Below are 24,523 nucleotides of genomic sequence, written 5' to 3'. Positions count from 1 at the left end.
TTCACGGGTGAGATGGGAGCGGAGGATGAACTCTGTACGCTACCGACGATAATAACTGACCGCTCGTTCAGAATATAGACCCCCGGTGTGGCCGTCAACACATTTTTCGCCCTCGGTCAGGGGGTGCGTCAACGGTGGCGGCGCTGCAACGGAGCGCAGACTTGTTGACACACGTCACAATTCGCGGTTGTCTACTGACCGATCGTTCTGAAAATCGGAAGGAGCTCCCCGGTGCCACATCATCCGGTGCTCACGGGGGATCGCGCCTCCGAGTGGCTGGGCATCACCGTGCAGCGTGCTGACCCTGGCCACTGCGTGATCTCCATGGTTGTGCGTGACGAGATGCTCAACGGCTTCGGGATCGCCCACGGCGGCATGATCTTCGCCCTGGCCGACTCCTGCTTCGCCATGACCTGCAACGACCCCGACCCTGACGGCACCTCCATGACGGTGGCGCAGGGTGTGGACATCAACTTCCTCAGCTCCGCACAGCCCGGGCAGACCCTGGTGGCGGAGGGCCGCCAGATCGCCACCACCGGACGCAGCGGCCTGTGCGACATCACCGTCACCACCCAGGACGGGGACGTGATCGCCCAGTTCCGCGGCCGCAGCCGCACCGTGCCCCTTCGCCAGAAAGCGTGAATCCCATGACGTCGTGCTCCGTCCCCAACCCGTACCGCCCCGAGGCCTCCCAGGATCCGTCCCAGCCGGATCCGGAGGAGCTGATGAGCCGGGACCAGATCGAGGCCCTGCAGACCGAGCGGCTGAACTGGACTCTGCACTACGCGTACGAGAACGTCCCCGCGTACAAAGAGCTCTTCGACGAGCACGGTGTGCACCCGGACGACTTCCGCGATCTGGAGGACCTGGCCAAGTTCCCGTACACGGACAAGGAGTTCCTGCGGAAGGCCTACCCGTTCAAGTCCTTCGCCACGCCCATGTCCGAGATCCGCCGGATCCACGCGTCCTCGGGCACCACCGGTCAGCCCACCGTGGTGGCCTACACCGAGGAGGACCTCCTCACGTGGGGCTCCCTGGTGGCCCGCTGCTTCCGGATGTCCGGGATCAAGCCCGGGGACAAGGTGCACAACGCGTACGGCTACGGCCTGTTCACCGGCGGCCTGGGCGCCCACTACGGCGCCGAGCGCCTGGGGTGCGCGGTGATCCCGATGTCCGGCGGGCAGACCGAGAAGCAGGTGCAGCTGATCCGGGACTTCGAGCCCGAGGCCATCCTCTCCACGCCCACCTACCTGCTCACGATCGCGGACGGGTTCCGCAAGCTGGGCTTCGACCCGCGGGAGACGTCCCTCAAGCACGCCGTGCTGGGCGCGGAGCCGTGGACCGAGGAGATGCGCCACGAGATCGAGAAGACCTTCGACATCACCGCGTGCGACATCTACGGGCTGTCCGAGGTCATGGGCCCCGGCGTGGCCGGCGAGTCCTTCGAGACCAAGGACGGCTCGCACATCTGGGAGGACCACTTCCGCCCGGAGATCATCGACCCGTTCGACGACACCGTGCTGCCCACGGGCCGCCCCGGTGAGCTGGTGTTCACAGCGCTGACCAAGCAGGCGCTGCCGATCATCCGCTACCGCACCCACGACCTCACCCGCCTGCTCCCGGGCACCGCGCGCCCCGGGCACCGCCGCATGGGCCGCATCACGGGGCGTTCGGACGACATGATCATCCTGCGCGGCGTGAACCTGTTCCCGTCCCAGATCGAGGAGCTCGCGCTGAAGATCCCGGCGCTGTCCCCGCACTTCACGCTGGAGATCACCCGGCCTCACCGCATGGACCAGATGACCATCCACATCGAGCGCCGCGAGGACGCCACGGTGGAGGAGGCCCAGGAGGCCGGGCGCGTGCTGCAGCACGAGATCAAGACCAAAATCGGCTCCAGCGCGGCCATCGACATCGCGGAGCCCGGTACCCTGGAGCGCTCCTCGGGCAAGCTGCGCCGCGTGTACGACCGTCGCGACAAGTAGTTCTCCGCCCTGCCGCCGGTCCTCCGTGGGGGCGGGAGCCAGGTGACGAACCGGTAACCTGAACATCCCGTCCCCCGGAAGATCGAGGCCCACGCCCATGTCCCCCGAACGCACCACCGCCGACGACGCCGCTGCCGCACCCCGGCGCGGCCGTCCCGGCTACGACCGCGAGACCCTGCTGGCCGTGTGCGTGGACGTGTTCAACCGCTACGGCTACGACGCCACGTCCATGGGGATGCTGTCCAAGCACCTGGGGATCTCCAAGTCCGCGATCTACCACCACGTGGAGTCCAAGGAGGAGATCCTGGGGCAGGCCCTGGACCGCGCCCTGGACGCCCTCGAGGCGGTGTTCGCGGAGGTGCTCGCGAGCGACAGCGGTCCCGTGGTCAAGCTCGAGCGGATCCTCGACGGCTCCGTGCGGGTGCTCGTGGCGCAGATGCCCTACGTGACGCTGCTGCTGCGGCTGCGCGGGAACTCGGAGGTCGAGGAGGCGGCGCTGCAGCGGCGTCGTACCCTGACCCGCAACCTGGAGGACCTGGTGCGTGAGGCCCAGGAGCTGGGCGAGCTGCGCTCGGACATCTCCGGGAAGTCCGCGCCGCGCCTCATGCTGGGGATGGTCAACTCGATCGTGGACTGGTACCAGCCCGGGCGCTCCGGGACGGTGGACCAGCTGGCCGCGACCGTGGTGACCATGGTCTTCGCGGGCCTGCGGGCGTAGCCGGCGCTCCCACCGAGGGCAGGTGCCCGCACCCGCCTAGGGTGAGCTCATGGACATCTCCCGTTCCCGAGATTTCGACCCCGCCGAGCTGATCGGTCTGTACGACGCCGTGGGGTGGAGCTCCTACACGCGGCGCCCCGAGGACTTCGGGCCCATGATCCGCAACGCGTGGCTGGTCATCTCCGCATGGGACGCGGGGGAGCTGGTGGGCCTGGTCCGGGTCGTGGGCGACGGTGTGACGGTTGCCTACATCCAGGACCTTCTGGTGCACCCGGCGCACCAGCGCCAGGGCATCGGACGCGCGCTGCTCACCGAGGTGCTGGCCGAGACAGCGCACATCCGCCAGGTCTACATCACCACGGACGATCCCCTCTGGAACCGTCACGTGGTGAAGCTCTACCGCTCCCTGGGCTTCCGCCCCACCGCGGACCTGGGCTGCACCACGCTCGCGATCATGCGCTGAGCGGGCCAGCCCGCCAGGAACGCTGCCCGGCAGTGCACGCGCGACGGCCGTCGGCACACACCGAGGCCCCGCGACGCGTCGTCGCGGGGCCTCAACGTTCAGGTGCGGTCCGGGGTGTCGGCGGAACCTGCGCCGGGGCTCAGGCCTCCGGCACGGGCCACTGCTTGGCCACCAGGGTCAGGACGTCGTAGGTGGCCACGATCTCGTCCTTCTGGTTGGTCAGCCGGGCATCCCACGCCACTTCGCCGTACTCGTCCGTCACACGCGGGGTGATCTTCTTGGCGGTCAGGGTCACGCGGATGGCGTCGTCGTAGGTCACCGGGGTGATGAAGCGCAGGTTCTCCAGCCCGTAGTTGGCGAGCACGGGCCCCGGGGCGGGCTCCACGAACAGTCCGGCGGCCCAGGAGACCAGCAGGTAGCCGTGGGCCACGCGGCGCGGGAAGAACGGGTTGGCCGTGGCGGCCTCCTCGTCCGTGTGCGCGTAGAACGTGTCCCCGGTCTTCTCCGCGAACTCCAGGATGTCCTCAAGCTTCACGGTGCGCAGGTCCGAGACGAACTGGTCCCCGATCCGCAGGGTTTGGAGGGACTTGCGGAAGGGGTGCTCGCCCGTGCCGTTCTCCACGTCCTCGCGGGTCACGGTGTTCGCGGTGGCGCCCCAGTGCCACTGACCGGTGATCCCGGTGAGCAGGTCCGGGGAGCCCTGCACGGCGGTGCGCTGCATGTAGTGCTTCACGGCGCGCACGCCGCCCAGCTCCTCGCCACCGCCGGCACGGCCGGGTCCGCCGTGCACCAGGTGGGGCACGGGCGAGCCGTGACCGGTGGAGGTCCTGGCGTCGTCGCGGTCCAGGAACAGCACGCGCCCGTGGTGCGCACCGATCCCGGACGCGAACTGCGCCGCGAGCTCGGGGGAGTGGGTGCACACGGTGGCCACCAGGGAACCGCCACCCAGGGCGGCGATCTCCACGGCGTCCGCCACGTCACCCGAGTAGCCGAGCACGGAGGTGACCGGGCCGAACGCCTCGACCTCGTGCACGGCGGGGGTGCGGGCGTCGTCGAACGAGAGCAGGGTGACCGGGAAGAACGCGCCGTCCTGGGGCACCGAGGACAGCTCCTCGGGTCCACCCAGCTCCACCGTGGCGCCGGCGTCGATCAGGGTGCGCACGGAGCGCAGCACCTCGGACGCCTGGTCCTCGGACGCGAGCGGTCCCACGGTGGTCGCGGGATTCCGGGGATCGCCCACGACGGCGCGCTGCGCGGCGCGCTCTTTCAACGCGGCAACCACGGCGGGCTTGATGGCCTGGGGCACGATCACGCGGCGGACGGCCGTGCACTTCTGCCCGGCCTTGGCGGTGATCTCCAGGACCACGGACTTCACGAACGCCTCGAACTCGGGGGAGCCCTCAGTGACGTCCGGCGCCATGATGGCGGCGTTGAGGGAGTCCGTCTCCGCGGTGAAGCGCACGCCCTTCTCCTGGACGTTCGAGTGCGCCCGCAGGGACTGCGCGGTGGCGGCGGATCCGGTGAACGCCACGTGGTCGCGGGCGTCCAGGTGGTCCAGCAGGTCCCGGGCGGAGCCGGAGACCAGCTGCAGGGAGCCCTCGGGCAGCAGCCCGGAGTCCAGCATGAGCCGCACGCACGCCTCGGTCACGTACCCCGTGGGGGTCGCGGGCTTCACGATGGTGGGCACTCCCGCGATGAACGCGGGCGCGAACTTCTCGAGCATGCCCCACACGGGGAAGTTGAACGCGTTGATCTGCACGGCCACACCGGGCAGCCGCGTGTACACGTGCTCGCCCAGGAACGAGCCGTCCCGGGAGAGCTGCTCCACGGCACCGTCCACGATCACGTTCGCATTGGGCAGCTCGCGGCGGCCCTTGGAGGAGAAGGTGAACAGGGTGCCGATGCCGCCGTCGATGTCGATCAGGTGGTCCTTGGCCGTGGCACCCGTGGCGTAGGAGATCTCGTACAGCTCCTCCTTGTGCTCCCCGAGGTACTGGGCCAGCTGCTTGAGGATCAGCGCGCGGTCGTGGATCCGCAGGGTCCCCAGGGAGGCCTGGCCCACGGTGCGGGCGTACTCGACGGCACCGGCGGTGTCGATCCCGTCCGTGCTCACGCGCGCCACGAGCTCGCCGGTGGCGGCGTTGCGCACGTCCGCGACCTTCTGCGGGTCCTCCGGGCGCCACCACTCACCCTTGACGAAGCTGGGCAGGATCTGCGGCTGCGAGGTGTCGGTTGCCTGGTTCTGGGTGCTCACGCGGGGTCCTCCGGACTGTCGCGGCCGTTAGCCGAACGATCGGTCAGTATTGCCCCCAGGATAACCTAGGTCACACAGGCACACCATGGCCGTCACCCGGGCCCACGCCTCACGGCACCACGGGACCGCCGGTTCAGGACCGCACTGGGCCGCCGCCCGCGGCAGCACGGGCCCGCCCGGCCCACGACGCCGCTCGGCCGCCGTGCGCAGCGAGCGCACCCGGACGGCGTCGTGCCCCCACGACACGAGGAGCAGACATGCACGAGGACCCCACCCCCGCGGACGCACGCGTGGAGAACGAGCGGCGCGCGGCGTCGTCGGACGGGCAGAAGGGCAGGGCGTTCGACCCCTGGAGCATCGAGCTGGGCGAGCTGGACCGGAAGATGGGCGTGGAGGTGGAGGAGCAGTCCGCCGAGCGGATCGTGGCCACCATGCCCGTGGAGGGCAACCGGCAGTCGCTGGGGCTGCTGCACGGCGGTGCGTCCGTGGCGCTCGGGGAGATGCTGGGCTCGTGGGCCGCGGTGATCCACGGCTCCACCATGGGCAAGGTGGCCGTGGGTGTGGACATCAACGCCACCCACCACGCCTCCGCCACGAGCGGCCGTGTGCGCGGGGTGGCCACGGCCATTCGCCTGGGCCGCACCATGACCAGCCACGAGGTGGTCATCACGCACATCGACACCGGCCGCCGGCTGTGCACGGTGCGGATCACCAACTTCCTCAAGGACGCGCCGAGCTCCTGAGCTGTGGCTCAGAGTGCGCGCGGGACCTGGGGCGGCCGGCGGGTCACCGTGGGCAGTTCCCGGCCGCAGCCGGTCGTCGCCGCCGGCCCGGGGCGGCGCGCCTGCACGCACAGAGCCGCCCCGGCGCCGCAGGGTTGCGGTGCCGGGGCGGTTCGTCGTCCGCGGGAGGGCTGAGGAGCCCCTCGGTGCGGACGGGGTGAACGCGGGGGTCGGGGTGCGAAGTCAAAGGCCCCAATGACCTGCTGCGACCCCCGCGGGTCCGGTTCAGTCCGTGGCCGCTGGGCGGCTCAGAACTGGGCGCTCTCGGTGGAGCCCTTGAGAGCGATGGTCGAGGAGTTCGGGTTGACCACCTGGGACACCAGGTCGAAGTAGCCGGTGCCCACCTCGCGCTGGTGCTTGGTGGCGGTGTAGCCGCGCTCCTCGGCGGCGAACTCGCGCTCCTGCAGGTCCACGTAGGCGCTCATCTGGTTGCGGGCGTAGCCGTGGGCCAGGTCGAACATGGAGTAGTTCAGGGCGTGGAAGCCCGCCAGGGTGATGAACTGGAAGCGGTAGCCCATGGCGGCGAGCTCGCGCTGGAACTTGGCGATGGTGTCGTCGTCCAGGTGCTTCTTCCAGTTGAAGGACGGCGAGCAGTTGTACGCCAGCATCTGGTCCGGGAACTCCTCGTGGACGGCCTCCGCGAACTGCTTGGCGAGCTCGAGGTCGGGCGTGCCGGTCTCCATCCAGATGAGGTCCGAGTACGGGGCGTACGCCTTGGCGCGGGCGATGCAGGGCTCGATGCCGTTGCGGACCTTGTAGAAGCCCTCCGCGGTGCGCTCGCCGGTGATGAACTCGGCGTCCTGCTCGTCCACGTCCGAGGTGATCAGCGTGGCGGCCTCGGCGTCCGTGCGGGCGATGATGATGCTGGGGACGTCCTCCACGTCCGCCGCCAGGCGTGCCGCGTTGAGGGTGCGCACATGCTGCTGGGTGGGGATCAGCACCTTGCCGCCCAGGTGGCCGCACTTCTTCTCGGAGGCCAGCTGGTCCTCCCAGTGCACGCCGGCCGCGCCCGCATCGATCATGGACTTCATGAGCTCGAACGCGTTGAGCGGTCCGCCGAAGCCGGCCTCCGCGTCCGCGACGATCGGCGCCATCCAGTTCTCCACGGTGTGGACGTCCTCGGCGTGCTCGATCTGGTCCGCGCGCTTGAGCGCGTTGTTGATCCGGCGCACCACCTGCGGAACGGAGTTCGCGGGGTAGAGGGACTGGTCCGGGTAGGTCTGGCCCGCCAGGTTGGCGTCACCGGCCACCTGCCAGCCGGAGAGGTAGATGGCCTTGAGCCCGGCCTTGACCTGCTGGACCGCCTGGTTGCCGGTCAGAGCGCCCAGAGCATTGATGTAATCCTCCGAGTTGAGCAGGTGCCAGAGTCGCTCCGCGCCGCGCCGGGCGTTGGTGTGCTCTTCTCGAAAGGAGCCCTGCAGACGCAGGACCTCCTCGGGGGCGTAGTCACGGGTCACGCCCGCCCAGCGGGGGTTCTCCTCCCAGTCGCGGGCCAGCTCGGCGGCGCTGCGGAGGTTGCTGTTCTCGCTGCTCATCTCGGTCTCCTTCGATCGGTCGTCCCGGCGGTACGGGGAAGTTCCGCCCGGGTAACTTGATGAGTTCTACTTTTGCCGCGATCTGCACCCCTGCAAAGGGGTTTTGCGAGTGAAGAACCGCATTTCTTCACGCCTGGGAAAATTGGTTCTAAACTCGGGGTATGACCCCGACCACAGGCCCCCGCAGGCGGCGCCGCACCGTCGACGCCGCTCCCTCCCCCTCCACAACCGGTCGCACCCCCGCGGACACCGACGGGCGGAGGGCCCCCGCCGCGCGCGGCACCGCGGGGTCGCGGACCCCCTCGGCGGCCGCCACTGGCCGGGACGGCAGGGGTGCCGAACGCGCGGCACCCGGCGCGGCGGCGTCGTCCTCCGGGGGCCGCGATGCCCTGCGGGGCTCACGCGCCGGAGCGGGAACCGGGGCGAGCGGACGGACGCCGTCCCCGGTGCCGCCGGAGGAGCCGGGGGACCCCACGGACCCGATCGTGCTGGGGCGCCGCATCCGGTACCGCCGCAAGCGACTGCGGATCACCCTGGAGGAGCTCGCGCGCACCGTGGGCATGGCACCCAGTGCGCTGTCCCTGATCGAGAACGGCAAGCGCGAGCCCAAGCTCAGCACCCTCTCGGCCCTGGCCGGTGCGCTGGACATGGGTGTGGAGCAGCTGCTCGGGTCCAAGGCGCCGTCCCGCCGCATGGAGCTGGAGATCCAGGTGGAGCGGGTGCAGCGCGGGCCCATGTACGCGGCCCTCGGGCTGCCCACCGTGCGCGTGGGTCCGGGGATGAGCACCGAGACGCTCGAGGCGCTCGCCGCCCTGCAGCAGCAGCTCGGCCAGCGGCTGGAGGAGCAGGCCGCCACCCCGGAGGAGGCCCGGCGCGCCAACACCCAGCTGCGCGCGCGGATGCAGGGTGTGAACAACTACTTCGAGCGCATCGAGACCATGGCCGCGGAGCTGCTGGCCGCGATCAAGCACACGGGCGGGCCGCTGTCCGAGCACCACATCTCCCGGCTCGTGGAGCACGTGGGCTTCGAGATCCACCAGGTTCCGGACCTGCCGCACTCCACGCGCTCCGTCACGGACCTGCGCAACCGGCGGTTCTACCTGCCCACCTCCGCGGGGGCGGGCTCTCCGTGGTCCGTGCTGCTGCAGGCTGTGGGGCACCACCTGCTGGAGCACCGCCGGCCCGCGGACTACGGCGAGTTCCTGGAGCAGCGCGTTGAGACCAACTACTTTGCCGCGGCGCTGATGATTCCTGAGGCCTCGGCGGTGGACCTGCTGGCCCGCGCCAAGTCCCAGCGGGAGCTGTCCGTGGACGACCTCCGGGACGCGTTCGCGGTGTCCCACGAGACCGCCGCGCACCGGATGACCAACCTGATGACCCACCACTTCGACATCCCCACGCACTTCGAGAAGGTGCACTCCTCCGGGATCATCCACAAGGCGTGGCAGAACGACGGCCTGCAGTTCCCCACGGACCACAGCGGAGCCGTTGAGGGTCAGCGCGCGTGCCGGTTCTTCTCCGCCCGCCAGGCGTTCTCGGGCACCAACAGGTTGCTGTCCCACTTCCAGTACACGGACACCCCGCACGGCACGTACTGGTGCTCGGCGCGCGTGGAGGGCTCCGAGCACGGCGAGTTCTCCATCTCCTTCGGGGTGCCCTACGAGCACGTCAAGTGGTTCCGCGGCCGCGCCACCTCCTACCGGCGCACCTCCACGTGCCCGGACCCCGCGTGCTGCCAGCAGCCCTCCCCGGCGCTCGCGGACCAGTGGGAGGGGCAGGCCTGGCCCTCGGCGCGTCCGGCCACCCACATGCTCGCGGCCATGCCCGCCGGAGCGTTCCCCGGAGTGGACGAGACGGAGGTCTTTCGGTTCCTGCAGCGCCACGCGCCCGCCGTTGAACTGGACGAAGACCTCGCGTAACCTCCATCACATTCCTACTGCCGCGTAGCCTGCCGTCCGCGGGCCCGTGCGTGTTCCGTTCCGGGGCGCCGTCGGGTCCATCGCACCCGGGCCACTCCGGGGGCGACGACGCCGCGCGGCCCCGTCCGCGACGAAAGGCCAGTCCCATGACCATCTCCACGTGCGACCTCTACGACGAGCGCGGTGACGAGCTGCAGTCCGTGACCACCCAGTTCATCTCGGTGGGCGGTGTGCACCAGTTCACCGGCCCCATCCGCACGGTGCGGTGCTTCGAGTCCAACGTGGACGTCAAGGAGCTGGTGGCCACCCCGGGTGAGGGCGCGGTGCTCGTGGTGGACGGGCAGGGCTCCATGAACTGCGCGCTGCTGGGGGACAACGTGGCCCGCACCGCCATGCAGAACGGCTGGGCCGGGCTGGTGATCAACGCCCCCGTGCGGGACCGTGTGGAACTCGGCACCCTGGAGATCGGCGTCAAGGCGCTGGGCACCAACCCCCGCAAGTCCTCGCCCAACGACTTCGGGGAGACGGACGTGATCCTGAACTTCGGCGGCGTGACCTTCCGACCCGGCAAGACCCTGTGGGCGGACGAGGACGGGATCCTCGTGGAGCGCTGAGGTGCGCGTCCCCGTGCAGGCGCAGGGGGCGGCCACCGGGGATCCGGCAGACGAGAGGAGCGGACCCGCCGCAGCGGGGCCGCTCCTCTCCTGTCGCTGGTCAGGCGTTGCCTGCCAGGGGTGTGAGCGCTACTTCTGGGCCACGAACGCGGACCCGTTCCACGTCCACTGCACGGTCTCCCCGGTGAGAACGCCGTCCGAGCCCACGACCTTCTGAGTCACGGTGGGTTCCCCGGCGGCGTCGATCGTCACGCCAGCCTGCTCGAACGGGTACTGCGACTTCTCCGACCCGGGCAGCGTGCCGTGGGAGTCGTAGCCCTTCTCCGTGGGGCTGATCACGGTGACACCCATGCTGTCCGAGAAGTAGACGTTGCCGTACTTGTCCACGGGACTCTTGGGGTCCACCTCCCACAGCTGGTCGCCGATCATGGGTTCGGCGCCGAACGAGACGGCGGTGGTCTTCTCCGGGGAGGAGGCGTATCCCACGGACTGCCCGTTCTGGTAGACGGCGTAGCTGGGCCGCTTCCCCTGCGGGGCGGTGTCCGGCACGGTGGTCAGCGTGTAGGACACGATCTCCATGGGACCGAACGTGGGGTGCTGGACCTTCACGCGGGCGGTCTCCTCGCAGACACCGGCGCACGGATCCTTCACGGCCGGCAGGGCGGAACCGGAGCCGGGTGCTCCGCTCGCGGAGGGGGCGGCGCTGGCCGCGGGCGAGCCGGCGGCGTCGCCCCCGCCGGTCGTGGCGGCGGGACTGACCGGTGCGGACGACGCCGTTGCGGCCTGGGTCTGCGACGCGGCCGGGCTGCTCGCCTCGGCGGACTGCCCGCCCTGCCCGCACCCCACGAGGAGCGGGACGGCCACGGCGGCTGCGGTCACGATTTTGAGCTTCTGGCTGTTCATGGTTCTCACCTTTCGGATGGATCACCTGCGATTGCCAACACCTCCACCCTGCGACGTGGTGTTTGCAATAGCAACACCTGTGATGCAATCGTGACCGTCGCCCGCCTCGCTCCTGCTCCGTGCGCCCGCGCCCGATCGTCCCGGCACCCTCGGGCGGGAGTCCAAGGCCTGCAGCTCGGGTGTCCTGGTGGGTGGCGCAGCGCGGGCGGCCCTGGAGGTGGGCAGCCCGGGAACGAGAACGAGCGGCCCACACACTGCTGTGCGAGCCGCTCGTCTTCCTCCCCTCCGGGTCCCAACCCCGGTTCTCTCCCCATCTCCCCGCGCCGGTTCCCAACACCGGCGCCGGCCCCTTTCTCCCCTCCGGGTGGGGGCCCGGATCCTTCAGGTGGGACACGCTCCACCCTGAAGCACGAGATTTGCGTGTGCAACCGTTTGTGATCGAATCGTGACAGGAAAATGCCCGCCACCCGGAAACTCCGGGTGGCGGGCTGCAGTGCAGAGCACCTCTCTGACGTGCTCGGACGGTGCGCGCGGTGTCAGGAGTAGTCGTAGAAGCCCTTCCCGGACTTCTTGCCCAGTTCACCGCGCTCCACCATGTCCCGCATGAGCTGCGGGGGAGCGAAGCGGGGTCCGAGCTCCTTCTCCAGGTACTCGGCGATCCCCAGCCGGACGTCCAGACCCACGATGTCCGTGAGCGCGAGCGGACCCACGGGGTGCTTGTAGCCCAGCACCATGGCGTTGTCGATGTCCTCGGGGGAGGCCACGCCCTCCTCGACCATGCGGATGGCTTCCAGGCCCAGCGCCACTCCCAGGCGGGAGGACGCGAAACCGGGGGCGTCCTTGACGGTCACGGGGGTCTTTCCGAGACCCGCGACCCACTGCGCGGTGAGATCCTGCATGGCCTGCCCGGTGCGCTCGCCCACCACGATCTCCACGAGCTTGGAGGCCGGGACCGGGTTGAAGAAGTGCATGCCGCAGAAGCGCTCGGGGCGCTGCAGCTCGGCGGCGAGCCCGTCGATCGACAGGGACGAGGTGTTGGAGGCGAGCCACGCGTCCTCGCGCAGGTTGGCCTCCACGTTCTGCAGGGAGGAGACCTTGAGGTCCCAGATCTCGGGAACCGCCTCGACCACCAGCTCGCACTGTGCGAAGTCCGCGTAGTCCACGCTCACCGCGAAGTTCTCGGTCCACACGTCCAGGTTGCCGTCGATCTTCCCGCGCTCCAGGGACTTGGCGAGGTCGGACTCCACGCGCTCCTTCGCCGCCTCCGCGGCGGGGGCGTCCACCTCCACCACGGTCACGCGGGATCCTGCGATCAGGAACGCGTGCGCGATGCCCGCGCCCATGCGGCCACCACCCAGCACACCCACGGTGGCGGGAACAGCGGACTCGGTCTTCTCAGTCATTTCTTGGGCTCCTTCTTGCGGTCCAGGAACGCTTGCATGCGGTCGAACTTGGCCTGCGACTCGAACAGGACGGCCTGCGCGAGCTCGTCCACGTGGGGGTGCGCCTCGCGCGGCATGGCGAACACCCGCTTGGAGATCCGCACGGCCAGCGGGTCCTGCGCGGCGATCCGGTCCGCGAGCGCGTCCGCGGCGGTCAGCAGCTCGTCCGGCTCGTGGATCTCGGTGATCAGGCGGGCCTCCAGGGCCTCGTCCGCGGAGAGGATGCGGCCGGCCATCAGGATGTCCTTGGCCAGGGCCTCCCCCGCGAGCTCCTTGAGCCGCCACAGGGCGCCGGCCGCCGCGATGATGCCCAGCCCGGTCTCCGGCTGGCCCACCTTCAGGCGCGGCGTGCCGATCCGGAAGTCCGCGGCCCACGCGAGCTCCGCGCCGCCACCCAGGGCGTAGCCGTCCAGGGCCGCGACCACGGGCATGGGCAGCTTGGCGATCCGGTCGAAGATCTGCGAGTTCACCCCGCGCAGGGCGTCCTCACGACGCCGCTCGCGCAGCTGGGCGATGTCCGCACCGGAGGCGAAGATCCCCTTGCCGTTCACGCGGGTGCCGCTGAGCACCATGATCTTCGGCTCGCGCTCCAGGTGCCCGCACACCGTGTGCAGCTCGTCCACCATGACCTGGTCGATCGCGTTGCGCACGTCCGGGCGGTCCAGGGCCACGTGCAGGCGGTCCGGGCGCTCGCTCACGCGCAGCGCCTCGAAGTCCGCGGCCCACGCGGGCGTTCCGCCCGCTGCCTGCTCCTCCGCGATGGCTGCCGCGGGTGAGCCGCCGGTGGCCGTGGTGCCGGGGGCGGCGGCCCCCGCCGTGTTCCCGTTCTCCGAGGACGACGCCGCGGCGGTGCCGCCCGCGCGGGGGTCGTGTGCGGCGTCGTCGTGCGTGGTGTTCGTGTCCGTCACGGCCGGATCACACCCGCTCGATCAGCAGGGCGGCGCCCTGGCCCACGCCAATGCACATGGTGGCCAGGCCCTTGGCGGTGCGCTCGCGCTCCATGCGGCCCATCAGGGTGATCACGATGCGCGAGCCGGAGGAGCCCAGCGGGTGACCGAGGGCAATGGCGCCGCCGTCCCGGTTGACGATCTCGGGATCCAGGCCGAGGCGGCGGATGGAGCCGAGGGACTGCGTGGCGAAGGCCTCGTTGATCTCCACGGAGCCGAGGTCCCCCACGGACCAGCCCGCGCGCTCGAGGACCTTCTCGGACGCGGGCACCGGGCCCAGGCCCATGATCTCGGGCGCGAGACCGGCGGAGGCGCCGTCCACCACCCGGGCCCGGGCGGTGAGACCGTACTTGGTCACGGCGCGCTCGCTGGCCACGATCACGGCGGAGGCGCCGTCGTTGAGCGAGGACGAGTTGCCGGCGGTGACCACGGAGCCGCCCTTCACCACGGGGCGCAGCTTGGCGAGCACCTCGGTGGTGGAGCCCTCGCGGGGGCCCTCGTCCGTGTCCACCACGGTGACCGCACCCTTGCGGCCCCTGACCTCCACGGGGACGATCTCGTCCGTGAAGTGCCCCGCCGCGATGGCCGCGAGCGCCTTGCGGTGGGACTCCGCCGCGAACTCGTCCGCGTCCTCGCGGGAGATGCCGTCCACGCGGGCGACCTCCTCCGCGGTCTCCGGCATGGAGTAGGTCATCTTGCCGTCCCGGGAGAGCGGGCCGTCCACGAACGCGGGATTGGGGAAGCGCCAGCCGATCGAGGTGTCGTAGACCTCGCCGGGCTTGGCGAACGCGGTGGTGGGCTTCTCCATGACCCACGGGGCGCGGGACATGGACTCCACGCCGCCGGCCACCACGATGTCCGCAGCACCGGACTTGACCATCTGCGAGGCGATCGTGATCGCGGACATGCCCGAGGCGCACAGCCGGTTCACGGTGATCCCGGGAACGGTGTCCGGGTAGCCGTTGAGCAGCCACGCCATGCGGGCCACGTTGCGGTTCTCCTCACCGGCGCCGTTGGCGTTGCCCAGGATGACCTCGTCCACCAGGGAGGGGTCGATCCCGGAGTCCTCCACCACGGAGCGGATGCACAGGGCGGCGAGGTCGTCCGGACGCACCGAGGAGAGGGCCCCTCCGTAGCGGCCCACGGGAGTGCGGGCTCCTCCGACGAGAAAGGCGTGGGGCATCTCGGACATGGCATCTCCTCAGGGGCGCAATAACTGACCGTTCGTTCTAGTTCAGGTTCCCCGATCGTGTGAGCCACGTCAATCGGTGACCGTGCATGTCAGTCTCTGTCCGGACAGACCGCGGGCCCGGCATCCTGGGCGGATGCCGGGCCCGCGGTGGGGAACCGGTCAGCCCCCGAGTGCACACCGACCGGGAGCTGTGGAGCGCGAGGCTCAGTGGCGCGCGGCGTCCGTGCCCGTCTCGGGCTCGCCGGCCACCGGGGCCACGCTCTCGCCCGGGTGGGAGCGCACGTACTCCTCGTGCACCTCGGCCACGTGCAGGTCCTTGCCCTGGTCCGACTTCTTCACGAAGCACACCGCGATGAAGGACACCAGGGACAGCAGGGCGATGTAGAGCCCGATGGTCCAGGCCTGGCCCGTGCGGCCCAGCAGAAGCTCCGCGATCATGGGGGCGAAGGCGCCGCCGATGATCGAGCCGAGCGCGTAGCCGATCGAGACGCCCGAGTAGCGGACGCGGGCCGGGAACATCTCCGCGTACATCGCGGACTGCGGACCGTAGGACGGGCCCAGGCCCATGGTGAGGATGAAGATGGCCAGCGCGAACAGCGGCAGGGATGCCGTGTTGAGCATCCACCACATGGGGATGGCCCACAGGATGATGATGCCGTAGCCGATCTGGAACGTGAGCTTGCGCCCGATCCGGTCCGACATCCACCCGCCGAGCATGGTGAAGATGAGCCATCCCACGCCGCCCACGATGGAGGCGATCAGCGTCTCGGGGCGGGACATGCCCAGTGCCTTGGTGCCGTAGGACGCGAAGAACGCGATCACCAGGTAGCCCGCGGCGTTGTTGCCCGCGAAGATCAGCGCGGCCAGGAGCACCTCGCGCGGGTTCTTGCGGAACAGCTGGCCCAGGGGTGCGGAGGACTCCTTGGCGCGCTGCTGCATCTCCAGGAACACCGGGGACTCGTCCACGGAGCGGCGGATGATCCAGCCCACGAAGATCAGCACGATGGAGAAGAGGAACGGCACGCGCCAGCCCCAGGTCTCGAACTGCTCGGGGGTCAGGGTGGTGGTCAGGAAGAACATGAACAGAGTGGCCATGAGCATGCCGATCGGCACGCCGATCTGCGGGTAGGCGCCGAACAGGCCGCGCTTGTTCACGGGGGCGTGCTCCACGGACATCAGGGCCGCCCCGCCCCACTCGCCGCCGGCGGAGAAGCCCTGCAGGATGCGCAGCAGGATCAGCAGGATGGGTGCCGCGATGCCGATCTGCTCGTACGTGGGCAGCAGGCCGATCAGCGTGGTGGCCGCGCCCATGCCGAACAGGGTCATCACCAGGGTCACCTTGCGGCCGAACCGGTCGCCGATGTGCCCGGCCACGATGGCCCCGAGCGGGCGGAACAGGAAGCTGATGCCCAGGGACGCCCAGGAGACCACCTGCGCGAGCTGCGCGTTTTCCGCCCCCAGGGGGTTGAAGAAGTGGGCCGCCAGGATGAAGGCGGCCGCCTGCGCGTAGATGAAGAAGTCGTACCACTCGATGGTGGTGCCCACGAGGGTTCCCGCAAGGACCTTGCGCTCTTCTCGTGACATGGTGCGGCCCTGCGCGGGCGCTGTGGTGGTTGCCATGTGGGGTCTCCAGGATCGTCGGACCGGAGTCCGTGGGGTGCCAGTGGCGGATGGGTCACGCATTAACCGACCAATTGGTCGTGAAGTGAGTGTAGAGCTGGGTGTGAACCGCGTCACCTGTGTCGTGTATCAAATCGTATATGTTACGTCGGGTGCAAGGGGCTCGGCGTCTCGACCTCTCGCCCGGTCCTGACATGGTCGGCCGCGAGGACCGCACCGTTCCGGGCGGGGGCGGGCCTGCGTACCCTGGAGCAAAGACCACCGCGAGTGAGGGCACCCGACATGACCGAGACCACTCTCAACGACAAGAAGGCGCTCGTGACCGGCGGTGCCAGCGGCATCGGAGCCGCCGCGGTCCGGGCGCTCGCCGCGCGCGGCGCCCACGTGGTGGTCGCGGACATCGACCACGACGCCGCCCAGCGCCTCGCGGACGAGGTGGGCGGTGAGGCGTGGGCCGTGGACCTCACGGACACCGCCGCGCTCGCGGAGCTGCGCCTGGACGTGGACGTGCTGGTCAACAACGCGGGCATCCAGAAGGTCTCGCCCGTCCAGGACTTCGACCCCGCGGACCTGCACCGGATCCTCACCCTCATGCTGGAGTCCCCGTTCCTGCTGATCCGCGCCGCCGTCCCCCACATGTACGAGCAGGGGTGGGGTCGGATCGTCAACGTGTCCTCGGTGCACGGGCTGCGGGCGTCCGCGTTCAAGTCCGCGTACGTGGCGGCCAAGCACGGACTCGAGGGGCTCTCGAAGGCGGTGGCCCTGGAGGGTGCGCCGCACGGTGTCACGAGCAACTGCGTGAACCCCAGCTACGTGCGCACCCCGCTGGTGGACAAGCAGATCAAGGACCAGGCGGCCACGCACGGCATCCCGGAGGAGCAGGTGGTCGAGAAGATCATGCTCACCGAGTCCGCGATCAAGCGCCTCGTGGAGCCCGAGGAGGTGGGCGAGCTGATCGCCTTCCTGGCCGGGCCGTCCGCGGGTATGGTCACGGGCTCCTCCTACGCCATGGACGGCGGCTGGATGGCCTCCTGAGCCGACGACGCCGCCCGCGCGCCTGCTGCGCCACGCGTTCGGCGGCCGGGACGCGGACCGTCTACGCTGAGATGCGGATCACACGTGCACACAATGCGAAAGGGTGGCCATGTCCAAACTCAGAGACAGCGCAGCGGAGCTGCTGGCCGAGACCCTGCGGGACGGGATGACGCTCGCGGTGGGCGGGTTCGGGCTCTCCGGTGTCCCGCGGGACCTCATCGAGGCGGTGCGGGAGAGCGGGGTCAAGGACCTCACGGTGGTCTCCAACAACATGGGCGTGGACGGCAAGGGTCTGGGGCTGCTGCTCGAGAACCGCCAGGTCTCCAAGGTGCTGGCCTCCTACGTGGGGGAGAACAAGGAGTTCGCGCGCCAGTTCCTGGAGGGTGAGCTGGAGGTGGAGTTCAACCCCCAGGGCACCCTCGCGGAGCGGCTGCGGGCCGGCGGCGCGGGAATCCCCGCGTTCTACACCGCCACCGGCGTGGGCACCCCCGTGGCGGAGGGCAAGCCCACCGCCGAGTTCGACGGCCGCACCTACGTGCAGGAGCGCGGGATCGTGGCGGACGTGGCCCTGGTGCACGCGTGGCGCGGAGACACGGACGGGAACCTGGTCTACCGGCGCACGTCCCGCAACTTCAACCCGGTGTGCGCGGCGTCCGGGAGGGTCACCTTCGCGGAGGTCGAGGAGATCGTGGCCCCCGGCGAGCTGGACCCGGACCACATCGTGACCCCGGGGGTGTACGTGCAGCACGTGGTGCAGTACTCCGGTGCGCCCAAGGAGATCGAGCAGCGCACCACCCGGCCTCGGCCGGACGCGCAGGGCGCCGGCGGCGTCGAGGGAGGAGCGGCATGAGCTGGACACGCGACGAGATGGCGGCCATTGCGGCGTCGGAACTGGCGGACGGCGACTACGTGAACCTGGGGATCGGCATCCCCACGCTCGTGGCCAACAACCTGCCGCCGGGGGTGAGCGTGGTGCTGCAGTCCGAGAACGGCGTGCTGGGCATGGGCCCGTTCCCGTACGAGGGGGACGAGGACCCGGACCTGATCAACGCGGGCAAGCAGACCATCACCCTGCAGCCGGGGGCCGCGATCTTCGACTCCGCCACGTCCTTCGGGATGATCCGTGGCGGACACGTGAAGATGGCCATCCTGGGGGCCATGCAGGTCTCCGAGACCGGGGACCTGGCCAACTGGATGATCCCGGGCAAGATGGTCAAGGGCATGGGTGGCGCCATGGACCTCGTGGCCGGGACGCCGCGCGTGCTGGTGCTCACCGAGCACATGGCCAAGGACGGCTCCGCGAAGCTCAAGCACGAGTGCGACCTCCCGCTCACCGGTGTGGGCGTGGTGGACCGCATCATCACGGACCTGTGCGTGTTCGACGTCGAGGAGGCCGGACTGGTGCTGCGCACCCTGGCCCCCGGCGTGACCGAGGCAGAAGTGGCCGAGAAGACCGAAGCGAACTACCGGGTGGATCTCGTGGACGTGACCCCCGATTCCGTACCCGTTCAGGAGGAACAGTGACAGAGAACGCCAATGACATCGTGATCGTCAACGGGGCCCGCACCCCGCAGGGCAAGCTGCTGGGCGCGCTGGCGTCCCAGAGCGCCGTGGACCTGGGCGCGCACGCCATCAAGCACGCGCTCCAGCGCGCGGGCGTGGCCCCGGAGGATGTGGACTACGTCTACATGGGCAACGTGGTGCAGGCCGGCAACGGGCAGAACCCCGCCAAGCAGGCCGCCGTGGCCGCCGGACTGCCCATGAACGTGCCCGCCATGAGTCTCAACAAGGTGTGCCTGTCCGGGCTGGTGGCCGTGACCGAGGCGGCCCGGATGATCCGCGCGGGCGAGGCGGACGTCGTCGTCGCCGGCGGCATGGAGTCCATGACCAACGCCCCGCACCTGGCTCTGGGGGCCCGCAAGGGCACGTCCTACGGGGACATGAGGCTCGCGGACTCGCTGGCCCACGACGGCCTCGTGGATGTGGAGCTGCAGGTCCCCATGGGCGAGCTGACCGAGACCGGCAACTCCGAGCGCTCCATCACGCGTGAGGAGCAGGACGAGGTGGCGGCCCGCAGCCACCAGCTCGCGGGCAAGGCGCAGCAGGACGGTGTGTTCGCGGACGAGATCGCGCCGATCGAGATCCCGCAGCGCAAGGGCGATCCCGTGACCGTCTCCGAGGACCAGGGCGTGCGTCCGGACTCCACCGCCGAGGGGCTGGGCAAGCTCCGGGCCGCCTTCACCAAGGACGGCACCATCACCGCGGGCAACTCCTCCCCGATCTCCGACGGCGCGGCGGCCGTGGTGCTGACCACGCGCGGCTACGCGGAGGAGCACGGCATGGACTGGCTCGCCGTGGTGGGCAGGCCCGGGCAGGTGGCCGGGCCGGACACGTCCCTGCACTCGCAGCCCTCGCGCGCGATCGAGCACGCCCTGTCCCGCTCGGAGTGGAGCGCGGCCGATCTGGACTTCATCGAGATCAACGAGGCGTTCGCCGCGGTCTCCGTGCAGTCCGTCCGGGACCTCGGCGTGGACATGGACAAGGTCAACATCCACGGCGGCGCGATCGCCCTGGGCCACCCCATCGGTGCGTCCGGTGCCCGCCTGGCGCTGCACGCGGCCATGGAGCTCGCGCGCCGCGGCTCCGGCAAGGCTGCGGTCTCGCTGTGCGGTGGCGGCGGTCAGGGCGAGGCCCTGCTGCTGAGCCGCTGAGACGGGCGGTGCCGCTGAGCGGCGCCGCGTGACCTACGGGGTGTCCCGCTCACCAGAGCGGGGCACCCCGTTCTCGTGGCCCGGGGCGTGGGCGGAGGGTCGGACCCGGGGGTGGGTGGTGGCCCCGCGGGTCCGGGCGGACACGTCATGTGGGCCGCTGCGGGTGTGAGAACCGTGCCACGGAGCACACACATCAGTAGGCTGATGACGGCAAGCGGTCCGAGGGCGGGCGGCGGTGCGGTTCCCGCTCGGGACACGCGCGCTGCGTCCAACCACGGGCCACCGCGCGACCCGGGAGGGAACATGGCACATCCGGAATCCACACCCGCTGCCCCGTCCGCAGGATCGGCGAGGAGCGAGACGACGGCTGACCGGGCGGCGTCGGGCCCGGACGTCACACGCACCCGGAAGCGGGCCGCGCTGTCCGGGTTCCTGTTCGGCTGCGGGATCGCGGCGGCCATGATCGACCTGTTCATCTTCCACCTGGGCCTGCAGTGGCACCACTTCTACGACCTCTCCACGCACGAGGTCGCTCTCGTGACCGACGGCTTCTTTCATGCGTTTGCATGGTTCATCACGGTGTGGGGTCTGTTCATGCTGGCCGACGTGCGCCGCAGTGGCGGGGTGCACTGGCCCCACTGGGTGGGTGCGGTGATCCTGGGCGTCGGCTCCTTCCAGCTCTTCGACGGGATCGTGGACCACAAGCTGCTGGGCATCCACCAGATCCGCTACGGCGTGGACCTGCTGCCGTACGACCTGGTGTGGAACGGCACGGCCGTGGTTCTCATGCTCGTGGGGTACCTGGTGATGCGGCGCGGCGCCCGGGCGTACCGGGCGGCGTAATGGGCTCGGGGACTCTGATCCTCCCCGGGTTCCTGACGCTCTTCGCACCCCCGGGGCTTCTCGCGGCTGTGGTGGGCGCGGGGGAGCAGGGGTCTCCGGGGGAGCAGGGGCACGGGGACCACGGGCAGCACGGTGGCGGTGCCGCTGGGCACGCGGACGCCGCGGTGGCCGCCCCGTGGCCGCTCTTCGAGTGGTTGGTCCTCGCGCTCGTGCTGCTCGCCGCAGTGGCGTACTGCTGGTGCCTGTGGGCCGGGCGCGGGCGACGCGGCGTGGCCACCTGGCGCCCGGTCAGCTTCCTCGCGGGACTGGCGTGCGTGGGTGCCGGGCTGGTGGGGCCCGTGGCCCAGGCCGGTCACGCAAGCTTCACGATGCACATGGTGGGGCACCTGCTGGTGGGGATGATCGGGCCGCTGCTCCTGGTGCTGGGCGCCCCGGTGCGGGTGCTGCTGCGCGGGCTGCCCACGGCCGGGGCCCGGAGGGTCACGCGGGTGCTGCGGTTCCCGTGGATCAGGTTCGTGATGCACCCCGCGGTGGCCGCCGTGCTCAACGTGGGCGGGCTGTGGCTGCTCTACACCACCGGGCTGTTCCACTGGATGCACGCCTCGGCGCTCGGCCACGCGGTGGTGCACACGCACATCTTCCTGGCCGGGTACGTGTTCACCGCCTCGATCGCTGGGCCGGACCCGGATCCGCACCGCTCGTCCTTCCGCGTGCGTGCGGCCGTCCTGGTGCTGTTCATCGCAGCCCACTCCATCCTGGCCAAGTGGCTGTTCGCCCATCCGCCCGCGGGGGTGGCGCCCGCGGACGCGGAGGTCGGAGCGCAGCTCATGTACTACGGCGGGGACGTGGTGGACGTGGCCCTCATCGTGCTGCTGTTCCTCGGCCACCACCGGGCCACGGCGCGGCGAGAGCCCGGCGCCCGGCACCCGGAGGTCACGGCGCGCGACCGGGCGTGAGCGGACAGGCCGGGAGCGGGGCCTCGTGGGCCTGCGCCGCGTCGTCGTGGGCACGTGGCACGAGGCGGGGGACGGGCGGGACTGCGGATGCGCACGAGGCGGGGAGATGCGCGGGGCCGTCACACTGCGCGCACAGCATGTAACGCATGTCACTGTCTCTAGGATCGGGGCGGTACCTGATCCGAGCCACCCCTGAGGAACCCCCATGAGCTCCCCGCAGCACTCCCCGGCCCGAGCGGCCTCCTCTGAACCGGTCCTGGCCCGCGCCATGCGCCCCGTCAACTACGTGGTGGAGCGGTTCATTCCCTCCGCGCTGATCTTCGCGATTTTGCTGACCGCGGTGGTCGGCGTCATGGCGCTGCTCCTCACGGACGCGAGCCCCGTGACCGTGATCGAGGGGTGGGGTGCCGGGCTCTCCGGACTGCTCGCGTTCATGACCCAGATGGCCCTGGTGCTTCTGCTGGGCCACGCCCTGGCGAGCACCCGGCCCGTGCGGGCGCTGCTCGGGCGGCTCGCGGCCATGCCGCAGACCGCGCTGGCCGCTTACGTGTTCGTGTTCGTGGTGGCCGCGGTGGCGTGCCTCATCACGTGGGGCTTCGGCCTGGTGGTGGGCGGGCTGCTTGCGCGCGAGGTGGCCGCCGAGTTCTCCCGGCGCGGCACCCCCGTGAGCTTCCCGATGCTCGTGGCCGCCGGCTTCTCCGGCATGGTCGTGTGGCACATGGGGTACTCGGGCTCGGGTCCGCTCACCGCGGCCACCCCCGGCTCCTTCATCGAGAAGCAGGTGGGTCACGTCATCCCCGTCTCCGAGACCACGTTCTCCTGGTGGAACATGACCGCCGCGGTGGTCACCGTGGTCCTCGTGGCGCTGGCCCTGTGGCTCGTGGCCCCGCGTGCCGTCCCGGAGTCCCACAGCATCACCGCGGAGGCGCTCGCGCAGTCCGAGCAGCAGATCCCCGAGCCCGCCATCGAGGCCCCCGCCGACCGCCTGGACGCCTCCCGGATCCCCACCCTGCTGGTGGGTCTCGCCCTCGTGGCCTATCTGATCATCCACTTCACGGGCGGCGGCAGCGTCACCCTGGACATCGTGAACTGGATGTTCCTGGCCCTGATCTTCCTGCTGTCCCGCAACGCGTTCGAGGTCATGGCCCTGGTGAAGAACGCCGCCGCGAACGTGGGCGACATCCTGCTGCAGTTCCCGCTGTACGCCGGGATCATGGGCATCATGACCGCCACGGGGCTGATCCAGGTGCTCTCCGACTCCATCGTGGCGGTCGCCACCCCGCAGACCCTGGGCCTGCTCGCCTTCCTCTCCGCGGGCCTGGTCAACTTCTTCGTCCCGTCCGGCGGCGGTCAGGTGGCCATCCAGGCACCCATCCTGCTCGACGCCGCCGCCCGCCTGGGCGTGGACCCGTCCGTGCTCATCATGTCCGTGGCGTACGGCGACCAGTGGACCAACATGATCCAGCCGTTCTGGGCCCTGCCCCTGCTCGCGATCGCCGGGCTGAAGATCCGCGACATCCTGAGCTACACCACCGTGGTACTCATCGTCTCCGGTCTGGTCTTCGGGGCCACCATGCTCGTGGTGGGCGCGGGCGCCTGATGAAGAGAAGGCAACGGCCCCGCGTGATCCAAGGATCGCGCGGGGCCGTTCTGCACTCCTGTCGTGGGGCTCAGCCCTTCTCGGGGTCCCAGCCGGGGATCTTGCCGTCCGGGGCTGCGTACTTGGCGATGAGGCTGCAGTCCTTGCCCGCGAGGCCCTCGTCGATGAGCTCCTGGAAGCGCTCGGCCACCAGGCGTGCGGCGGGCAGGTTCACGTCCGTCTGCTTACCGGCGGCCAGAGCCAGCCCGATGTCCTTGGCAGCGAGAGTGGCCGAGAACGTGGCGTCGAAGTTGTGGTTCGCCGCCGCGGAGTCCGTCATTCCCGGCACGGGGTACCAGGTCTGCAGCGCCCACGAGTTGCCGGAGGAGACCGAGGCGATCTCCCAGAAGACCTTGGGATCCAGGCCCAGCCGGTCCGCCAGCACGGAGCCCTCCGAGCACGCCTCCAGGCAGATGAACAGCATCATGTTGTTCACGATCTTCGCGGCCTGCCCGGTGCCGGCGGCTCCCGTGTGGACCACGCGGCCCGCCATGGGCTGCACGATCTCCTCCGCGCGGCGGGCGTGCTGCTCCTCCCCGCCGATCATGAACGTCAGGGTGCCGGCGGCGGCGCCGCTGATCCCGCCGGACACGGGCGCGTCCACGAACGCGAAACCGGCGTCCGCTGCAGCTCGGTGCAGCTCCTCGGCGGTGGCCACGTCGATGGTCGAGCTGTCCACGAGCAGCGCGTCCTTCGGGGCGAGCGCGAGCACGCCGTCCTCCCCGAGGTACACGGCGCGGGAGTGCTCCCCCTTGGGGAGCATGGTGATGACCACCTCCGCGCCCTCGAGTGCCTCCGTCATGCTGGGGAACGTCTGCACACCGCCCTCGCGTGCGGCGGCCATCGCGGCCTCGCTGAGGTCGAAACCGCGGACGTCGTGGCCCGCGGCCACGAGGTTGGCGGACATCGGTGCGCCCATGTGGCCCAGGCCGATCCAGGTGATGGTGCTCATGTGGTGTGTCCTT

At 70.3% G+C, this 24,523-nt stretch carries 22 protein-coding genes; 14 read left to right on the top strand and 8 right to left on the bottom strand.

Going from position 1 to position 24,523, the window contains the following annotated elements:
* The first annotated feature begins 231 nt into the window (after positions 1-231).
* The 4 genes from HMPREF2833_RS06650 to HMPREF2833_RS06635 all read left to right on the top strand — a co-directional run bounded on the left by HMPREF2833_RS06650 (position 232) and on the right by HMPREF2833_RS06635 (position 3,166).
* The gene (locus tag HMPREF2833_RS06650) at positions 232-642 is read left to right on the top strand and encodes a PaaI family thioesterase (RefSeq protein WP_070637032.1); all 411 of its coding nucleotides are present in this window, start codon (positions 232-234) and stop codon (positions 640-642) included.
* Positions 643-647: 5 nt separating this feature from the next.
* Positions 648-1,985, top strand: a complete 1,338-nt coding sequence (locus HMPREF2833_RS06645) for a phenylacetate--CoA ligase family protein (protein ID WP_029603175.1) — start codon at positions 648-650, stop codon at positions 1,983-1,985.
* A 97-nt stretch (positions 1,986-2,082) separates the two neighbouring features.
* Positions 2,083-2,703, top strand: a complete 621-nt coding sequence (locus HMPREF2833_RS06640) for a TetR/AcrR family transcriptional regulator (protein WP_070637031.1) — start codon at positions 2,083-2,085, stop codon at positions 2,701-2,703.
* A 49-nt stretch (positions 2,704-2,752) separates the two neighbouring features.
* Positions 2,753-3,166, top strand: a complete 414-nt coding sequence (locus HMPREF2833_RS06635) for a GNAT family N-acetyltransferase (protein WP_070637030.1) — start codon at positions 2,753-2,755, stop codon at positions 3,164-3,166.
* A 139-nt stretch (positions 3,167-3,305) separates the two neighbouring features.
* On the opposite strand, the gene paaZ is transcribed toward HMPREF2833_RS06635, so the two are convergent.
* The gene (gene paaZ, locus HMPREF2833_RS06630) at positions 3,306-5,420 is read right to left on the bottom strand and encodes a phenylacetic acid degradation bifunctional protein PaaZ (protein ID WP_070637029.1); all 2,115 of its coding nucleotides are present in this window, start codon (positions 5,418-5,420) and stop codon (positions 3,306-3,308) included.
* 257 nt (positions 5,421-5,677) lie between these two features.
* Between paaZ and HMPREF2833_RS06625 the strand changes: the two genes are divergently transcribed.
* A complete protein-coding gene (locus tag HMPREF2833_RS06625; RefSeq protein WP_199717481.1) occupies positions 5,678-6,163 on the top strand; it encodes a hotdog fold thioesterase in 486 nt (161 codons plus the stop codon).
* 287 nt (positions 6,164-6,450) lie between these two features.
* Here the strand turns inward: HMPREF2833_RS06625 and aceA are convergent, their stop codons facing one another.
* A complete protein-coding gene (gene aceA / locus HMPREF2833_RS06620) occupies positions 6,451-7,737 on the bottom strand; it encodes an isocitrate lyase (RefSeq protein WP_039101611.1) in 1,287 nt (428 codons plus the stop codon).
* Between the two features lie 161 nt (positions 7,738-7,898).
* On the opposite strand from aceA, the gene HMPREF2833_RS06615 reads away from it, so the two are divergent.
* Positions 7,899-9,656: a helix-turn-helix domain-containing protein gene (locus tag HMPREF2833_RS06615; RefSeq protein ID WP_246829087.1), complete on the top strand. Its 1,758-nt coding sequence runs from the start codon at positions 7,899-7,901 to the stop codon at positions 9,654-9,656.
* Positions 9,657-9,802: 146 nt separating this feature from the next.
* Positions 9,803-10,270 carry a ribonuclease E activity regulator RraA gene (gene rraA / locus HMPREF2833_RS06610; protein WP_019309855.1) on the top strand — a complete coding sequence of 156 codons (468 nt, stop codon included), beginning with the start codon at positions 9,803-9,805 and terminating at the stop codon, positions 10,268-10,270.
* A gap of 129 nt (positions 10,271-10,399) precedes the next feature.
* Here rraA and HMPREF2833_RS06605 read toward each other — a convergent pair whose 3' ends face one another.
* The 5 genes from HMPREF2833_RS06605 to HMPREF2833_RS06585 form a co-directional block, all read right to left on the bottom strand.
* Positions 10,400-11,173 carry a hypothetical protein gene (locus tag HMPREF2833_RS06605; protein ID WP_070637028.1) on the bottom strand — a complete coding sequence of 258 codons (774 nt, stop codon included), beginning with the start codon at positions 11,171-11,173 and terminating at the stop codon, positions 10,400-10,402.
* Positions 11,174-11,709: 536 nt separating this feature from the next.
* Positions 11,710-12,576, bottom strand: coding sequence for a 3-hydroxyacyl-CoA dehydrogenase family protein (locus HMPREF2833_RS06600; protein WP_019309857.1), 867 nt, complete (start codon positions 12,574-12,576; stop codon positions 11,710-11,712).
* Positions 12,573-13,376 carry an enoyl-CoA hydratase/isomerase family protein gene (locus HMPREF2833_RS06595; protein ID WP_047979442.1) on the bottom strand — a complete coding sequence of 268 codons (804 nt, stop codon included), beginning with the start codon at positions 13,374-13,376 and terminating at the stop codon, positions 12,573-12,575. The genes HMPREF2833_RS06600 and HMPREF2833_RS06595 overlap by 4 nt, the downstream gene beginning before the upstream one ends.
* Positions 13,377-13,530: 154 nt before the next feature.
* The gene (locus tag HMPREF2833_RS06590; RefSeq protein WP_039101615.1) at positions 13,531-14,754 is read right to left on the bottom strand and encodes a thiolase family protein; all 1,224 of its coding nucleotides are present in this window, start codon (positions 14,752-14,754) and stop codon (positions 13,531-13,533) included.
* Between the two features lie 204 nt (positions 14,755-14,958).
* A complete protein-coding gene (locus HMPREF2833_RS06585) occupies positions 14,959-16,374 on the bottom strand; it encodes an MFS transporter (RefSeq protein WP_070637027.1) in 1,416 nt (471 codons plus the stop codon).
* A 282-nt stretch (positions 16,375-16,656) separates the two neighbouring features.
* Here HMPREF2833_RS06585 and HMPREF2833_RS06580 point away from each other — a divergent pair, with 282 nt between their 5' ends.
* From HMPREF2833_RS06580 to HMPREF2833_RS06550, 7 genes are all read left to right on the top strand, one after another.
* Positions 16,657-17,409, top strand: coding sequence for a 3-hydroxybutyrate dehydrogenase (locus tag HMPREF2833_RS06580; protein ID WP_019309861.1), 753 nt, complete (start codon positions 16,657-16,659; stop codon positions 17,407-17,409).
* 109 nt (positions 17,410-17,518) lie between these two features.
* Positions 17,519-18,259: a CoA transferase subunit A gene (locus HMPREF2833_RS06575; protein WP_019309862.1), complete on the top strand. Its 741-nt coding sequence runs from the start codon at positions 17,519-17,521 to the stop codon at positions 18,257-18,259.
* A complete protein-coding gene (locus HMPREF2833_RS06570) occupies positions 18,256-18,933 on the top strand; it encodes a CoA transferase subunit B (protein ID WP_070637026.1) in 678 nt (225 codons plus the stop codon). Before HMPREF2833_RS06575 ends, HMPREF2833_RS06570 begins: the two co-directional genes overlap by 4 nt.
* A complete protein-coding gene (locus tag HMPREF2833_RS06565; protein WP_070637025.1) occupies positions 18,930-20,120 on the top strand; it encodes an acetyl-CoA C-acetyltransferase in 1,191 nt (396 codons plus the stop codon). The genes HMPREF2833_RS06570 and HMPREF2833_RS06565 overlap by 4 nt, the downstream gene beginning before the upstream one ends.
* Before the next feature lie 303 nt (positions 20,121-20,423).
* Entirely contained in the window at positions 20,424-20,963 is a 540-nt protein-coding gene (locus HMPREF2833_RS06560) for a DUF2243 domain-containing protein (RefSeq protein WP_047979326.1), read from the top strand.
* Positions 20,963-21,919, top strand: coding sequence for a cytochrome c oxidase assembly protein (locus tag HMPREF2833_RS06555; protein ID WP_246829086.1), 957 nt, complete (start codon positions 20,963-20,965; stop codon positions 21,917-21,919). The genes HMPREF2833_RS06560 and HMPREF2833_RS06555 overlap by 1 nt, the downstream gene beginning before the upstream one ends.
* Positions 21,920-22,124: 205 nt before the next feature.
* Positions 22,125-23,519 carry a short-chain fatty acid transporter gene (locus HMPREF2833_RS06550; RefSeq protein WP_070637024.1) on the top strand — a complete coding sequence of 465 codons (1,395 nt, stop codon included), beginning with the start codon at positions 22,125-22,127 and terminating at the stop codon, positions 23,517-23,519.
* 70 nt (positions 23,520-23,589) lie between these two features.
* Here the strand turns inward: HMPREF2833_RS06550 and mmsB are convergent, their stop codons facing one another.
* On the bottom strand, positions 23,590-24,510 hold the full coding sequence (mmsB, locus tag HMPREF2833_RS06545) for a 3-hydroxyisobutyrate dehydrogenase (RefSeq protein ID WP_070637023.1): 921 nt from the start codon (positions 24,508-24,510) through the stop codon (positions 23,590-23,592).
* Between the last annotated feature and the right edge of the window lie 13 nt (positions 24,511-24,523).

The organism is Kocuria sp. HMSC066H03, from assembly GCF_001812045.1.
Lineage (GTDB): Bacteria > Actinomycetota > Actinomycetes > Actinomycetales > Micrococcaceae > Kocuria > Kocuria rhizophila.
This window is presented reverse-complemented; position numbering and strand designations above follow the sequence as displayed.

Coding starts and splice junctions, on each gene's coding strand:
- HMPREF2833_RS06640 (WP_070637031.1), top strand. CDS start 2,083: ATGTCCCCCGAACGCACCACCGCCGACGACGCCGCTGCCGCACCCCGG.
- HMPREF2833_RS06590 (WP_039101615.1), bottom strand. CDS start 14,754: ATGTCCGAGATGCCCCACGCCTTTCTCGTCGGAGGAGCCCGCACTCCC.
- HMPREF2833_RS06625 (WP_199717481.1), top strand. CDS start 5,678: ATGCACGAGGACCCCACCCCCGCGGACGCACGCGTGGAGAACGAGCGG.
- aceA (WP_039101611.1), bottom strand. CDS start 7,737: ATGAGCAGCGAGAACAGCAACCTCCGCAGCGCCGCCGAGCTGGCCCGC.
- HMPREF2833_RS06555 (WP_246829086.1), top strand. CDS start 20,963: ATGGGCTCGGGGACTCTGATCCTCCCCGGGTTCCTGACGCTCTTCGCA.
- rraA (WP_019309855.1), top strand. CDS start 9,803: ATGACCATCTCCACGTGCGACCTCTACGACGAGCGCGGTGACGAGCTG.
- HMPREF2833_RS06615 (WP_246829087.1), top strand. CDS start 7,899: ATGACCCCGACCACAGGCCCCCGCAGGCGGCGCCGCACCGTCGACGCC.
- HMPREF2833_RS06635 (WP_070637030.1), top strand. CDS start 2,753: ATGGACATCTCCCGTTCCCGAGATTTCGACCCCGCCGAGCTGATCGGT.
- mmsB (WP_070637023.1), bottom strand. CDS start 24,510: ATGAGCACCATCACCTGGATCGGCCTGGGCCACATGGGCGCACCGATG.
- HMPREF2833_RS06645 (WP_029603175.1), top strand. CDS start 648: ATGACGTCGTGCTCCGTCCCCAACCCGTACCGCCCCGAGGCCTCCCAG.
- HMPREF2833_RS06575 (WP_019309862.1), top strand. CDS start 17,519: ATGTCCAAACTCAGAGACAGCGCAGCGGAGCTGCTGGCCGAGACCCTG.
- HMPREF2833_RS06600 (WP_019309857.1), bottom strand. CDS start 12,576: ATGACTGAGAAGACCGAGTCCGCTGTTCCCGCCACCGTGGGTGTGCTG.
- HMPREF2833_RS06605 (WP_070637028.1), bottom strand. CDS start 11,173: ATGAACAGCCAGAAGCTCAAAATCGTGACCGCAGCCGCCGTGGCCGTC.
- HMPREF2833_RS06570 (WP_070637026.1), top strand. CDS start 18,256: ATGAGCTGGACACGCGACGAGATGGCGGCCATTGCGGCGTCGGAACTG.
- HMPREF2833_RS06585 (WP_070637027.1), bottom strand. CDS start 16,374: ATGGCAACCACCACAGCGCCCGCGCAGGGCCGCACCATGTCACGAGAA.
- HMPREF2833_RS06550 (WP_070637024.1), top strand. CDS start 22,125: ATGAGCTCCCCGCAGCACTCCCCGGCCCGAGCGGCCTCCTCTGAACCG.
- HMPREF2833_RS06560 (WP_047979326.1), top strand. CDS start 20,424: ATGGCACATCCGGAATCCACACCCGCTGCCCCGTCCGCAGGATCGGCG.
- HMPREF2833_RS06580 (WP_019309861.1), top strand. CDS start 16,657: ATGACCGAGACCACTCTCAACGACAAGAAGGCGCTCGTGACCGGCGGT.